Genomic DNA, 13,490 nt, shown 5'->3' on the forward strand with positions numbered 1-13,490 from the left:
TTTTGCTATTTTAAGCTTCTTTAAAAGCTTTAGCAACACTAGCAGGGTCTGCGGCTTTCTCAATCGAGCCGCCGACGTTGACATGGTGCGGATTTACTTTCAGAATTGCCGGAATATCCGCGACCACAATACCGCCCGAAAGAACCAGTTTGGAATTGAATTTCAGCTCCCCGATTTTTTCGAACATGCGGGCACGGGCATCCGCGCCGCCCTCTTTTTCATAGATATCGCTGCCAAGATGCGCGCAGACGTAATCCGGCGCCAGCTCGTTGATATAATCCACGTAGTCGACATATTTCTCAGCAGGGATGGCGATGAAATCCAGCCAGGATTCCCTTCCCATCTCTTTTGCAGCCTGAATCAGGCCACGGCAGGTTCCCTCTGTCGCCAGGATGCAGGCGGTTACGATATCAGCCCCCGCCTCAAACGCCTTTTTGCTCTCGCTGTATCCAGCGTCCATAATCTTAATATCGGCCAGAATTTTTTTCTCTGGGAAAACTTCCTTCATTTTCGTCACCGCGGAAAGCGAATATTTGCTGATCATCCGCTCGCCCAGCTCGATAATATCCACATATTCGCGGACTTTTTCCGCAATGGCAATGCCCTCTTCCAAAGGAAGCGTATCAATCGCATATTGTAAAATCATGTTTTTTCCTCCCCTGCCTTAAGCTTCTTTAAATGCTTTGGCCACAGCCACCGGATCCGCCGCTTTCTCAATGGCCCCGCCCACATTGACATGATGCGGAGCTACCTTTTTGATTGCCGGGATATCCGCCAGGCTGATGCCGCCGGAAAGCACAAGTTTAGAGGAGAAATTCAGCTCGCCGATTTTTTCAAACATGCGGGCGCGGGCATCTGCGCCGCCTTCTTTTTCATAAATATCGCTGCCAAGATGCGCGCAGACGTAATCCGGTGCCAGCCGGTTGAGATATTCGACATAGTCTGCATAGTTCTCGGAGGGGATGGCGATGAAATCCAGCCAGGATTCCTTGCCTGCATCTTTTGCCGCGTCGATAAGCCCTTTTGCCGTTCCTTCTGTAGCTACGATACATGCCGTTACGATATCTGCGCCGACCTCATAGGCATCCATGGCATAATTATAGCCAGCATCCATGATTTTCAGGTCTGCCAGAATCTTCTTCTCCGGAAACGCCTGCTTCATCTTCGTGATGGCGGAAAGAGAATATCTTTGGATCATTCCCTCGCCCAGCTCGATGATGTCCACATAGTCCCGAATTTTCTCGGCGATAGCCATTCCCTGTTCCAGCGTCAGGCTATCAATTGCGTACTGTAGTAACATTTATTACACCTTTCTAAATGGCTTTTCGCCATTTAAATGAAATCAATAGGATTTGATAAAACTTTTTGAGGCCTTTGATGCTAAAAAAATACGGCCTGCAAATTGGAGATTTTCATGATCTTTTGGGGCATTCAGCCCCGGTTACGGATACCGCCTTTGCTCTTTATCACAGGCAATTTTCCCGACCATATCTGACTCCTTTTTGCAAACCGGCCTGCAAATGAATTCATGTCTTTCGACACCTTCATGCTATCATAAACGCGCCCACTTTACAAGTTTATTTTTTAGTATTTATTTTGCCCGAAAGGTTTGAAATGAGAGAAAAAATAGGTATAATGATAGCGTATAATAACAATACTTTCATGGTAAAATGAGGTTCTTATGGTTAAACTGGCAAGATTCCTAAAAGACTTTAAAAAGCAGGTTTTTCTAGGGCCGCTTTTTAAGCTGATCGAGGCGATCTTTGAGCTGATCATCCCCATCATCATGGCAAAAGTCATCGATGTCGGCGTCAAAAACGGTGATGAGGGCTATGTGCTCAAAATGGGTGGCATTCTCGTGCTGCTCTATGTCGTCGGCCTATGCTCCACGCTGGTCTGCCAGCGGTTCGCAGCCCAGGCAAGCCAGGGTGTGGGCACAAAAATCAGGGATCAGCTCTATGCGCATATCATGCGCTTTTCTCATGCTGAAATCGACAAGTTCGGCTCGCAGACGCTGGTTACCCGCCTGACGGCGGATGTCAACCAAATTCAGCTGGCAGTTGCCATGCTGATCCGCCTGGTCGTCCGGGCGCCTTTTCTCGTCATCGGCTCTATCATCGTCTCCATGTTCATCGATCTAAGCCTCTCCTCGGTGTTTTTGGTGATGGCGCCTGTTGTCGCGTTCGTGACCTGGCTGATCATGAGCCGCTCGGTTCCCTACTATAAAACACTGCAAAAGAAGCTGGATAAGGTTTCTTTGCTGACGGGCGAAACGCTGTCGGGAGCCCGCGTCATCCGGGCCTTTTCCAAGCAGAAAAGCGAGAGCGAAAAAGCCTATGCCGCCACGGATGATTACCGCAGAACGGCCATGCGCGTGGAGCGCCTTGCGACGCTGCTCAACCCGCTCACCTTCATGCTGCTGAACTTTGCGACGATTGCCGTCATCTGGTTTGGCGGCTACCGCGTGGATTCCGGAACGTTTACGCAGGGCGAGCTCGTCGCTTTTGTCAACTACCTCTCGCAAATTGCCTTGGCGCTGATGGTCGTGGCCAACCTGGTCGTCATCTTCACCAAAGCCTCCGCTTCGGCCGCGCGGATCAACGAAGTGTTCGAGACGGCCCCCTCCATTACGGATGGCCCCGGGGCGCCCGGCGAAGCCAAAAGCGGCGCACCTGTGCTCTGCTTTGAGCATGTTTTCCACTCCTACGGGGGAGAAGATTCCCTTTCGGATATTAACTTTACCATCATGCCCGGCCAGACCGTTGGCATCATCGGCGGCACGGGCTCGGGCAAATCTACCCTCATCAATTTGATTCCGCGCTTTTACGACGTCTCTGCCGGAAAAGTTCTGGTTGGCGGCGTGGATGTGCGGGAATATAAACTGGAGAAGCTGCGGCAGAAAGTCTCTATTGTGCCACAGCACACCGTTCTTTTTAACGGCACTGTCGAATCCAACCTGCGGCTGCGGGATGAAAACGCCTCCCTAGAGGATTTGGAGCAGGCGCTGGCCGTCTCTCAAAGCAAGGAGTTTGTCGACGCGTTGCCCGGCCGGCTCTCGGCGCCTATCAGCGAGGGCGGAAAAAACCTGTCGGGCGGGCAAAAACAGCGCCTTACCATCGCACGGGCGCTTGTCGCCCAGCCCGAGATTCTTATTTTAGATGATGCAACCAGTGCTCTGGACTACTCCACCGATGCAAAACTCCGCCAGGCTTTGGCGACCAAGCAAGGGCTGCAGGCACTCATTCTGGTCTCGCAAAGAGCCGCTTCCATCCGCCATGCCGATCAGATTTTCGTGCTGGACGACGGTAAAATTGTGGGCAGCGGAACGCATCAATCGCTCCTGGCTTCCTGCCCCATCTATCATGAAATCTGCAAATCCCAGTCTATCTTGGAAGAAGAGGTGAAATAGCGATGAACAAGGCAACATTTCGCCGGCTTCTCGGCGTGCTCAAGCCATACGGCTTCTATATCTTTTTGGCGATTCTCTCTGCGCTCATCGGCGTCTCGCTTTCCCTGCTCGGGCCGATTCTGATCGGCGATACCGTCGATCTCATCATCGGGCAAGGCCAGGTCGATTTTCCCGCAGTGGCGCGCATCCTCATTTTTTATGGGATTACCCTGCTTGTCAGCACCGCCTTCCAATGGCTCACTTCTGTCTTCACCAGCGTCATCGTGCAGAATACGACGCGGGATCTCAGCAGAGCCGCCATTGCTAAATTGAACGCTGTTCCCTTGCGCTATATCGATACCAACGCACACGGTGACATCATCAGCCGGGTGGTCAACGACATTTCACAGGTCGGCGACGGCCTGACCCAAGGCCTGACCCAGCTTTTCACCGGCATCATCACGATTCTTGGCACGCTGGGCTTCATGCTCTCCGTCAATATAGTCATTACGGTCATCGTCGTTTTGGTAACGCCGCTCTCCATTTTTGTCGCTTCGTTTATCGTCAAGCGCACGAACAAGTATTTCTCCATGCAGTCCGAAATTCAGGGCAGGCTCAGCGCACATATCAACGAGACCATCAATAATCAGAAGGTCATCAAAGCTTTTACTTATGAGCAGAGAGCCGAAGAGAAATTTTGCGCCATCGATGCCGATTTGCACGCCAGCGGCATTAAAGCGCAGTTCAATTCCTCGCTTGCAAACCCCTCTACCCGGTTTGTCAACGGCCTTGTCTATGCTTCTGTGGGCATTTTCGGCTCAATTTGTGCCATCCGCGGCCTCATCAGCATCGGGCAAGTCTCTTCCTTTTTGAGCTACGCCAACCAATATACCAAGCCCTTTAACGAGGTTTCGGGTGTCATCGGGCAAATCCAGACGGCTTTCGCTTCTGCCAACCGGGTGTTTGAGCTTCTCGATGAGCCGGAAGAGGTTTCGGATGGAAGGAAAGTCATCGATCCATCGCAGTTCAGCGGGAGCCTGGCGATGGAGCATGTCGCTTTCTCGTATACTCCAGAGCGCAAGCTGATAGAAAACCTCAACCTTCAGGTGAAACCCGGCGACAAGATCGCCATCGTCGGCCCCACAGGCTGCGGAAAAACGACGCTCATCAATTTGCTCATGCGCTTCTACGACGTAGATGAGGGCGCGATTTTTCTGGATGGAACGGATATCCGCGAATTTTCCCGCAACAGTCTGCGCGGCCAATACGGCATGGTTTTGCAGGAGACTTGGGTCGCAACGGGCACGATTCGCGAAAACATTGCCTACGGAAAGCCGGATGCCACGATGGAAGAAGTGGTTGCCGCGGCAAAGGCCGCACGGGCGCACGGCTTTATTACCCGCATGAAGGATGGCTATGATACCATCATTTCAGACCGCACAGGCAGCCTCTCACAGGGCCAGCGGCAGCTGCTCTCGATTGCCCGGGTTATGCTGGTAGACCCGCCTATGCTCATTTTAGACGAAGCTACCAGCAATATCGATACCCGCACAGAGCTCTATATCCAGGAGGCGTTTAACAAGATGATGCAGGGCCGAACGAGCTTTATCGTCGCCCATCGCCTCTCCACCATTCTGGAGGCTGATAATATTCTAGTGATGAATCAGGGGCATATTTTAGAGCAAGGGCGGCATGAGGAACTCCTGGCCAAAGGCGGCTTTTATGCGCAGCTCTATCAAAGCCAGTTTGCGAAATCCAAATAGCAGGCAATCAAAAAGAGTGCTTCTCATAAAGAGAAGCGCTCTTTTTATTTATAGATTCGGTTGAGAATTTCCTGCGTTGAAGGCCCATACTCCCGGTTCACCCGCCCCAGGCAGTAAAGACTATCTGGATTGCCCTTTTCTATGATATTGAGCTTTTCATAGCAAGTAAGCGTGCAGGAAAACCCCAAATGCCTTGCCAGCGTCTCCGTATCTTTGCTCAAGGCGCCAAACGGGTATGCTAGAGCGGTTGGCCGCTGATGGAGGTTTTCCTGCATCTTTGCCTGCATCAGCTCCAAATCTTCAGAAACATAGGAATAAAAATCCCCCACAGATTCCCCTGCCGCCTTGACCAGTCCAAAACGGGTGTTTTTGCCATGCAAATTATAGGTGTGGTTCTGTACCTCCACAAGGCCGGAATTCATCATCTCTTCCAGCTGCTGCCAGGTCAGATAGGCATAGTTGTTGTTCATCTTCTCTTCGCCGGAGCTAAAGTATTCCGTGCATTTGCCGATGATTGAGATGACGGCTTTCATATCGTATTTTTGCAGCAGCGGATACAGATAGCTATAGTTATTATAATAGCCATCGTCAAATGTGAGCAGCACAGGTTTTTCAGGCAGGTCTCCCTCTCCGTTGACATAGCGGATCAGATCAGAAATGAGCACAGTCTCATAGCCCTGCTCCCGAAGATAGAGCAAATCGGCCTCTAAAACTGCGGGCGTTATAATATAATCGCCCGCCTTTGCCGTGCTGTCCAGTATGCTGTGATACATCAGGATCGGAAGCTCGACGCACTCTGTGTCTCCCCGGCTGTTTTTCCCTTCTACGGCGGCATATGCGATATTCCAGGCGAGCAGTGCCAGGCTCGCGACGGTCATTCCAATTGCAATTAATTTGGCATAGGCAATTACTGCGCGTTTTTTCATATGAAACACCCCCAAATAATCGTATGCACCGTACAAGCGGAATAGAAAAAGGAGAGGAAATATTTCCTCTCCTTTTTATCGTACAGATTAGTTAAACTTGGGGCGCGCCGCATAGAACGTATGCAGCAACTCGTGCGCCTTATGGCTGCCGGGTTTGCCCAGATATTCATCATAGAGCTTGTTGATCTCGGAGTTTTTATGGGATTTGCGGACAGGCTTATCCGTATCCTCGCCATACAGCCCCTTTGCACGCTCTACTCTCGGATCCAGAGCACCCTTCACCTCAGCGGGAACGATGGGCTGGCCGCCACCATTGACGCATCCGCCCGGGCAAGCCATGATTTCGATGAAATCATAGTGCTTTTCGCCAGATTTGACGGCGTTGAGCAGTTTCTCTGCATTACCCGTGCCCGAAGCTACTGCGACACGCAGTTCTTTTCCAGCAACGGTAACCGTCGCTTCTTTGATGCCTTTGATGCCGCGGACATCCGTGTACTCGATCTCCTGGAGGTCTTCGCCGGTCAGAATATCGGCAACCGTTCTGATTGCTGCTTCCATTACGCCGCCAGTCGCGCCGAAAATAACGCCGGCGCCAGTGGATTCGCCCAGAAGATTATCGAAATCTTCATCCGGCAGGTTGACAAAATCGATATTGGCCTGCTTGATCATGCGGGCAAATTCCCGGGTCGTCAGCACAGCATCCACATCGTCATATCCAGCGCCCGCCTGCCCATCTCTGGAGCGCTCAAACTTCTTGGCCGTGCAGGGCATGACCGAAACGACGAAGATATCCTTCGGGTCGATATCGTTCTTTTCCGCATAATAGGATTTTACGATTGCGCCCAGCATCTGATGCGGAGATTTGCACGAAGAGAGATTCGGCAGGAACTCCGGGAAGAAGTGCTCGCAGTATTTGACCCAGCCAGGCGAGCAGGAAGTGATCATCGGCAGCGCTCCGCCATTCTGCAGGCGCTCCAGAAGCTCCGTTCCCTCTTCCATAATGGTCAAATCTGCGCCAAAGTCGGTATCGAACACTTTGTCGAAGCCGATCCGCCGCATTGCTGCCGCCATCTTGCCCGTTACTCTGCTGCCCATAGGCATACCAAACTCTTCGCCCAAAGCGACACGCACCGCCGGAGCCGGCTGCACGACGACAAACTTGTTATCATCACGCAGAGCATCCCAGACTTTATCCAGCTCGCTCTTTTCCGTTAGAGCGCCAACCGGGCAAGCCGCAATGCACTGGCCGCAGTTGATGCAGGGAACCTGCTCCAAGGATTTATTGAAGACAGGCGAAATGGTCGTCTTAAATCCGCGGTTGACAGCGCCAATCGCGCCGATTTTCTGCACATTGTGGCAGACCGCTACACAGCGCTTGCAGAGCACGCACTTATTGGGGTTGCGCACAACCGACGGAGAGAGCTCGTCGATGGGCAGGTGATGCCGCTCGCCCTCGTATTCATAGCCCTCAACCTGGAAACGCTCGGAAAGCGTCTGCAATTCGCAGTTTTTGTTTCTCGGGCAGGAAAGGCATTCTCTGTCGTGGTTGGAAAGCAGAAGCTCCAGGCTCAGGCGCCGCGCTTTCAAAACCTTGGGAGAATTGGTCTTCACCACCATGCCCTCTGTAACAGGCAAAACGCAGGCCGCCTGCAGCGCCCGGTTTCCTTCAATTTCAACCAGGCAGATACGGCAAGCGCCGATGGCGTTGATACCCTTCAAATAGCAGAGCGTCGGAATTTTAATATTTGCTTTTCTGGCTGCTTCCAATACCGAAGTATTTTCTGGAACTTCAACCTTGATATTATCTATTGTCAAAGAAACCATGATTCACCTCTCCTTATTTCTTCACGATAGCGCCAAACTTGCATTTTTCCATGCAAGCCCCGCACTTGATGCACTTGCTGCTGTCGATGACAAACGGGCTCTTGACCACGCCGGAAATCGCGCCGACAGGGCAAACTCTGGAGCACAGGCTGCAGCCCTTGCACTTATCTGCGACAATAGAATAGCTCAAAAGCGCCTTGCAGTGGCCAGCCGGGCAACGCTTCTCCTTGATATGCGCCTCATACTCGTCTCTGAAGTATTTGATGGTCGAAAGCACGGGGTTAGGAGCCGTTTTGCCCAAGCCGCAAAGTGCGCCGTCCTGAATGCCATGCGCCAGTTCTTCCAGCCTCTCGATATCGCCTTCCTGTCCCTGACCTTTCGTGATGCGCTCCAGGATTTCCAGCATGCGCTTTGTGCCAATCCGGCAGGGGGCGCATTTGCCGCAGGATTCGTCTGCGGTGAATTCCAGGAAGAAACGGGCAACGTCGACCATGCAGTTATCCTCATCCATGACGATAAGGCCGCCGGATCCCATCATGGAACCGATAGCTGCCAGGTTGTCGTAGTCGATCGGAACATCCAGGTTCTCTGCCGGGATGCAGCCGCCCGAAGGGCCGCCCGTCTGCGCAGCTTTGAACTTCTTGCTATTGGGAATGCCGCCACCGATATCAAAGAGAATCTCGCGCAGCGTCGTGCCCATAGGAATCTCGACAAGGCCGGTATTGGCAATCTTGCCGCCCAGAGCGAAAACCTTGGTGCCGTGGGATTTCTCCGTTCCCATGGAAGCAAACCACTCAGGCCCGTTCAGGATGATAACCGGAATATTTGCCAGGGTTTCTACGTTGTTGATGATCGTGGGCTTGCCAAACAGACCCTTGTTCGCCGGGAACGGGGGCTTAGGCCGGGGCTCACCGCGGCGTCCTTCGATGGATTCCATCAGCGCCGTCTCCTCGCCGCAGACAAACGCGCCTGCGCCAAGGCGAATCTCCATATCAAATTCAAAGTCTGAGCCGAAAATCTTGCCGCCAAGCAGGCCCTTTTCTCTGGCCTGATCGATGGCAACCTGCAGTCTCTGCACGGCAATCGGATACTCTGCACGGCAGTAGACATAGCCCATGTTTGCGCCGATGGCATAGCCTGCAATCGCCATTGCCTCGATGACACTGTGCGGGTCGCCCTCCAAGACGGAGCGATCCATGAATGCACCCGGGTCGCCTTCGTCGGCGTTGCAGATGACGTACTTCTGCTCATTCTGTGCATTGCGCGCAAACTTCCATTTGAGGCCAGTCGGGAAGCCGGCACCGCCTCTGCCTCTCAGGCCAGATTTGGTCATAATCTCGATGACTTCATCCGGCGTGTACTCCCGCAGGCACTTTGCCAGCGCCTGATAGCCGTCTAAAGCGATATACTCCTCAATCTTTTCCGGATCGATTACGCCGCAGTTGCGCAGCGCAATGCGCTTCTGCTTCTTATAGAAATTGATTTTGGGCAGCGTTTTCTCCACAGTCTCATTTGCAGCATGAGGCTTATGGAACAGCCGCTCCACCGGACGATCTGCGATGAGATCTTCCTTTACGATTTCCTCAACGTCGTCCACGCTTACTCTATTATAGTAAGTGCCCTCCGGATAGACGATGACGATAGGGCCATTCTCACAAAGGCCGAAGCAGCCTGTCCGAACAACCTTCACCTTATCATCGATGCCGTTTTGGGCAATCAGCTCGTTGAATTTCTCGACGATCAGCGGCGAGCTGGAAGAAGTACAGCCTGTACCACCGCAAACCAAAACATGCTTGACGCCCTTGGGGGCCTCTGCTCCTGCGAGCCGTATTTTAACATCCTCAATCGAGGCGTTTTTTACACTTTCAAGTTCCTGCAACGTTTTCATCCTAACTCCTCCATTTACTTTCTAATCGCGGTTATTGATTTTCTCTTCTGAAATCTTCAATGATCCCCGGAATATCGTCAGGAGTGAGCCGCCCGTAAACCCTGTCCCCGATCATCATGACAGGAGCAAGGCCGCAGCATCCCAGGCAGCGCGTTGCATCCAGAGAGAACATGCCGTCTTCCGTCGTCTTGCCCTCCGCGATTCCCAGCGTCTCTTCCAGCGCTTCCAGAACGCTCTGGGAGTTTTTGACATAGCATGCCGTTCCCAGGCACACGCCAATGATATTGCGGCCTTTGGGCTCCAGGTTGAACTGGGCATAGAACGTCGCGACGCCATAGATATCGCTCATGGGAATATTCATCTCATCCGCGATGATCTCCTGAACTTCAAAAGAGAGGCAGCCAAAAAGCTCCTGCGCTTTTTGCATTACCGGCATCAGCGGGCCGGGAATATCTTTTTTAGCCGCGATATACTCTTTGAGTTCTTGTACTTTTGCCTTCTCTAAAACCAACGTTGGCATTCAAATAAACCTCCTAATCGAGCTTGTAAAAGAAATGATAAAAAAGTAACAAGTTTGACATTCAATATTTTATCATTCCATCCCCGAAAAAGCTAGTAGTTTTGGGGAAAATGTTAAAAATCCATATTTTTACCAGAGAAACTGAGATTTTTCGCTAATTTTGTAAACTTCTCACCAATTCCATCTTTGCGGCGCCAATCTCCAAATAGACTTCTTTCACCTGGGAAGAGAGCGCCGCATCGCTCAAATCCGCTTCGGCCTTGGCAAGCGCCGTCTCTACTTTTTCATAATACGCGATGAGCGAGCCGATCACCTTGTTATCCCCTGCCTCAAGCTTTTGCAGATTTGCCTTAATGCCAGCCGCATCGCTTTTCATGCCCGCAATGTTCTGCTGAAGCGCCGCTTTATCCAGCTCCTGCTTATCAAAGGAAATGGCATACCCCATCAGATCGTCGTAGTATTTATTGGCGCTGGAAAGCGCAGTCTCTATCTTTGCCAGCGAATCCGCATCCGAAGAAACGGTTACCGTCATTTCCTGCGTCGCCATCTCAAAAACGCTGGTTTGCATTTGCTGTTCTTTCAAAAGCCGCTGCTGGACGTTTTCCGCATCTTCCCTCGTGGCATAGCCGGCAATGAGCACGCGCTTCCCTTCCGCCGTCTGAAGAATATAGCCTGCCCCGCCTTTGCTGACGAGCTGCGCAGAGGCGTCTTTTGCGTTATTCTCCTCTGCATATAGGCCAACCTGAAGAGCGTAGATCGTCCCTCCCGGCAGTTTCAGCTCTTTTTCCATATTGCTGGCCGCCGGCGATATGACAGGCGCTGCCCCGGCATTTTTGCTCTCGCTTGGCGTTTTGACATCTTCTCCCGTCAGCCAGGAGACAACAGGCGTTACAATTTTCTGAGAGAGGAAGTCTCCCACTTTTGCCACGCCAATCAGATATACTCCCACTATCACAACTGCAAGGATCGCAAAAAACAGGAAGCTTCTGGATCCCTTTTGCTGCGAAGCTTTTGCGCTCTCATATTGTGCTCTCGAATATCTCATGCTGCCCTCCGTCGTTTCATACTTGCTAGTTCATATATATGAGTCATCCGTCCAAGCTATGAGTTGCCCGGGCACAAAATATTTCAGTTTCTCCGCAATAAAAAGATGCCAAGGAATCCCTTGGCATCTTTCTGCACTCGTTAGTTTTTTGTGATAACACGCTTGCCATCATAATAGCCGCAGTTTTTGCAGACTCTATGGTTCAGCTTGAGCTCGTGGCACTGAGGGCACTCGCTCAAACCCGGCAAAGATAGCTTCCAGTTTGCCTTTCTGCTGCGTGTCTTGGATTTGCTTGTCATCCTTCTTGGTACTGCCATGTATACACACCTCCCTCGCGTTAATCAAATAATCCTTTTAGCTGTGCAAATGGATTGTCTTTCTTGATCTCCGTATCACAGCCGCACTGCACTTCATTTCGATCTGCTCCGCAAACCGGGCAAAGCCCTTTGCAGTCTGCTTTGCAGAGATACTGATATGGAAGCGAAAGCGAAATTTCATCTGCGATCGGCTTATCCAGCAAGACGCTCGAACCATTCAGAGAATACTGTTGTTCCCCCTTCTCTTCTGGTTGTTTTGCAAATACCGCAGTAAAATCCAGTTCTACCAGGTATTCCATCGCCCTAAGACATCTTGAGCAATTCACAGCAAGAGATGTGCTCACATGCCCCGCTACGGTCAGCAGCTTATGCTCATAAACGTAGCTACCATTTATTTCCAGAGGCCCGGAAAACTCAAAGCCGCTCTCTCCTTCCAGAGAATCGGAAGAAAGTGCAAAGGAGAAGTGCTCTCCCTCGCTGTTTAGCGCGCTTGTAATATCCAGCTTCATATCGAATCCTCCAGCAAAACAGCTTTTACCATTATATTCGCAAAAAACGGCGATGTCAATAGTTTTCTGCTTAGCAGAGCGCTTTGGTCTCCCGCGCGATCATCAGTTCTTCGTTCGTCGGGATGATATAGATTTTGACTTTGGAATCCGGCGTAGAGATGAGCGTTTCCTTGCCGCGGATGCTGTTTGTGGAAGGATCCATCTTGGCGCCCAGGAATTCCAGCCCTTTGATGCACTCTTCGCGCACGCCGCCGTCGTTTTCGCCGACGCCGCCCGCAAATGCGATGACATCCACGCCGCCAAGAGCAGCTGCGAATGCGCCGATATACTTCTTAATGCGGTAGCAGAACATCGTCCGCGCGGTGATCGCTTTTTCGTTGCCCTCTTCCGCCGCTTTTTCCAGATCGCGGAAGTCGCTGGAGAGCTCGGAAACGCCGAGAACGCCGCACTTCTTGTTGAGGAAGGTAACCGTCTCTTCCGCCGTCATATTCAGCTTTTTCATCAGATACGGAATCGCCGCCGGATCGATATCGCCCGAGCGCGTTCCCATCAGAACGCCTTCCAGCGGCGTCAGGCCCATGGTGGTATCCATGCACTTGCCGTCTTTGACTGCCGCCAGGCTGGAGCCATTGCCCAGATGGCAGGTGATGATCTTCAGATCGCTTCTGCCCTCGATCTCCGCCACGCGATCCGAGATGTAGTGGTGCGAGGTTCCGTGGAAGCCGTATTTTCTGATTTTATGCTCCTGATAGACAGAATAGGGAATTCCATAAAGATACGCATAATCGGGCATGCTCTGATGGAAGGCCGTATCGAAAACCGCGACGTTGGGTTTGCCCGGCATGAGCTCCATGCAGGTCTCGATGCCTTTGATGTTTGCAGGGTTATGCAGCGGCCCCAGCTCGATGTATTCGCGAATGCCGTCCAGCACTCTGTCGTCTACCAGAGATGGCGCGGTGAATTTCTCGCCGCCGTGCAGAACTCTATGGCCCACAGCCTGAATCTCGTCCATAGATTTGACTGCGCCGTGCTCGGCATCCGTCAGCGCCGCGATCACTTCCGTCATAGCCGCGCCATGATCGTTCATTTCCTTTTCGACGACAAACTTCTCTTTGCCCGCAGTTGTATGCGTCAGCTTAGAGCCGGCGATGCCGATTCTCTCTACCAGCCCTTTTGCCTTGACATTCTCATTATCCATGTCGATGAGCTGATATTTGATGGACGAGCTACCCGCGTTTATCACCAAAATGTAGTTCATAGGTTCTTCCTCCACATTCATAAAATTCCATATTCTGCGCGCCTATTTTTTG

General features: G+C 51.8%; 12 protein-coding genes. 2 read left to right on the plus strand and 10 right to left on the minus strand.

The genetic code is table 11. From position 1 onward, the window contains the following. Positions 1-10: 10 nt before the first annotated feature. A complete protein-coding gene (locus AALG83_02930) occupies positions 11-646 on the minus strand; it encodes an orotidine 5'-phosphate decarboxylase / HUMPS family protein (protein ID MEY8382110.1) in 636 nt (211 codons plus the stop codon). 18 nt (positions 647-664) lie between these two features. Continuing rightward, positions 665-1,300 (minus strand): orotidine 5'-phosphate decarboxylase / HUMPS family protein, encoded by a 636-nt coding sequence (locus AALG83_02935; protein ID MEY8382111.1) that lies wholly within the window; start codon positions 1,298-1,300, stop codon positions 665-667. Positions 1,301-1,681: 381 nt separating this feature from the next. Here AALG83_02935 and AALG83_02940 point away from each other — a divergent pair, with 381 nt between their 5' ends. After that, entirely contained in the window at positions 1,682-3,409 is a 1,728-nt protein-coding gene (locus AALG83_02940; GenBank protein ID MEY8382112.1) for an ABC transporter ATP-binding protein, read from the plus strand. Between the two features lie 2 nt (positions 3,410-3,411). After that, positions 3,412-5,151 (plus strand): ABC transporter ATP-binding protein, encoded by a 1,740-nt coding sequence (locus tag AALG83_02945; protein ID MEY8382113.1) that lies wholly within the window; start codon positions 3,412-3,414, stop codon positions 5,149-5,151. Between the two features lie 44 nt (positions 5,152-5,195). Here the strand turns inward: AALG83_02945 and AALG83_02950 are convergent, their stop codons facing one another. From AALG83_02950 to AALG83_02985, 8 genes are all read right to left on the minus strand, one after another. After that, complete coding sequence (locus AALG83_02950) at positions 5,196-6,077, minus strand: polysaccharide deacetylase family protein (GenBank protein ID MEY8382114.1); 882 nt, start codon at positions 6,075-6,077, stop codon at positions 5,196-5,198. Between the two features lie 87 nt (positions 6,078-6,164). After that, positions 6,165-7,901, minus strand: coding sequence for an NADH-dependent [FeFe] hydrogenase, group A6 (locus AALG83_02955; protein MEY8382115.1), 1,737 nt, complete (start codon positions 7,899-7,901; stop codon positions 6,165-6,167). 13 nt (positions 7,902-7,914) lie between these two features. Then, positions 7,915-9,789 (minus strand): NADH-quinone oxidoreductase subunit NuoF, encoded by a 1,875-nt coding sequence (gene nuoF / locus AALG83_02960; protein MEY8382116.1) that lies wholly within the window; start codon positions 9,787-9,789, stop codon positions 7,915-7,917. Positions 9,790-9,820: 31 nt separating this feature from the next. Beyond that, positions 9,821-10,309 (minus strand): NADH-quinone oxidoreductase subunit NuoE, encoded by a 489-nt coding sequence (gene nuoE / locus AALG83_02965; GenBank protein MEY8382117.1) that lies wholly within the window; start codon positions 10,307-10,309, stop codon positions 9,821-9,823. A gap of 154 nt (positions 10,310-10,463) precedes the next feature. Next, a complete protein-coding gene (locus AALG83_02970) occupies positions 10,464-11,264 on the minus strand; it encodes an SPOR domain-containing protein (protein ID MEY8382118.1) in 801 nt (266 codons plus the stop codon). A gap of 230 nt (positions 11,265-11,494) precedes the next feature. Continuing rightward, complete coding sequence (rpmF, locus tag AALG83_02975) at positions 11,495-11,671, minus strand: 50S ribosomal protein L32 (protein MEY8382119.1); 177 nt, start codon at positions 11,669-11,671, stop codon at positions 11,495-11,497. 20 nt (positions 11,672-11,691) lie between these two features. After that, positions 11,692-12,180 (minus strand): DUF177 domain-containing protein, encoded by a 489-nt coding sequence (locus tag AALG83_02980; protein MEY8382120.1) that lies wholly within the window; start codon positions 12,178-12,180, stop codon positions 11,692-11,694. Positions 12,181-12,250: 70 nt separating this feature from the next. Continuing rightward, positions 12,251-13,438: an acetate kinase gene (locus tag AALG83_02985; GenBank protein MEY8382121.1), complete on the minus strand. Its 1,188-nt coding sequence runs from the start codon at positions 13,436-13,438 to the stop codon at positions 12,251-12,253. Positions 13,439-13,490 lie beyond the last annotated feature (52 nt).

Source organism: Christensenellaceae bacterium 44-20, assembly GCA_041223705.1.
In the GTDB taxonomy this organism is placed as follows: domain Bacteria; phylum Bacillota; class Clostridia; order Christensenellales; family Christensenellaceae; genus QANA01.

Coding starts and splice junctions, on each gene's coding strand:
- AALG83_02930 (MEY8382110.1), bottom strand. CDS start 646: ATGATTTTACAATATGCGATTGATACGCTTCCTTTGGAAGAGGGCATT.
- AALG83_02935 (MEY8382111.1), bottom strand. CDS start 1,300: ATGTTACTACAGTACGCAATTGATAGCCTGACGCTGGAACAGGGAATG.
- AALG83_02940 (MEY8382112.1), top strand. CDS start 1,682: ATGGTTAAACTGGCAAGATTCCTAAAAGACTTTAAAAAGCAGGTTTTT.
- AALG83_02945 (MEY8382113.1), top strand. CDS start 3,412: ATGAACAAGGCAACATTTCGCCGGCTTCTCGGCGTGCTCAAGCCATAC.
- AALG83_02950 (MEY8382114.1), bottom strand. CDS start 6,077: ATGAAAAAACGCGCAGTAATTGCCTATGCCAAATTAATTGCAATTGGA.
- AALG83_02955 (MEY8382115.1), bottom strand. CDS start 7,901: ATGGTTTCTTTGACAATAGATAATATCAAGGTTGAAGTTCCAGAAAAT.
- nuoF (MEY8382116.1), bottom strand. CDS start 9,789: ATGAAAACGTTGCAGGAACTTGAAAGTGTAAAAAACGCCTCGATTGAG.
- nuoE (MEY8382117.1), bottom strand. CDS start 10,309: ATGCCAACGTTGGTTTTAGAGAAGGCAAAAGTACAAGAACTCAAAGAG.
- rpmF (MEY8382119.1), bottom strand. CDS start 11,671: ATGGCAGTACCAAGAAGGATGACAAGCAAATCCAAGACACGCAGCAGA.
- AALG83_02980 (MEY8382120.1), bottom strand. CDS start 12,180: ATGAAGCTGGATATTACAAGCGCGCTAAACAGCGAGGGAGAGCACTTC.
- AALG83_02985 (MEY8382121.1), bottom strand. CDS start 13,438: ATGAACTACATTTTGGTGATAAACGCGGGTAGCTCGTCCATCAAATAT.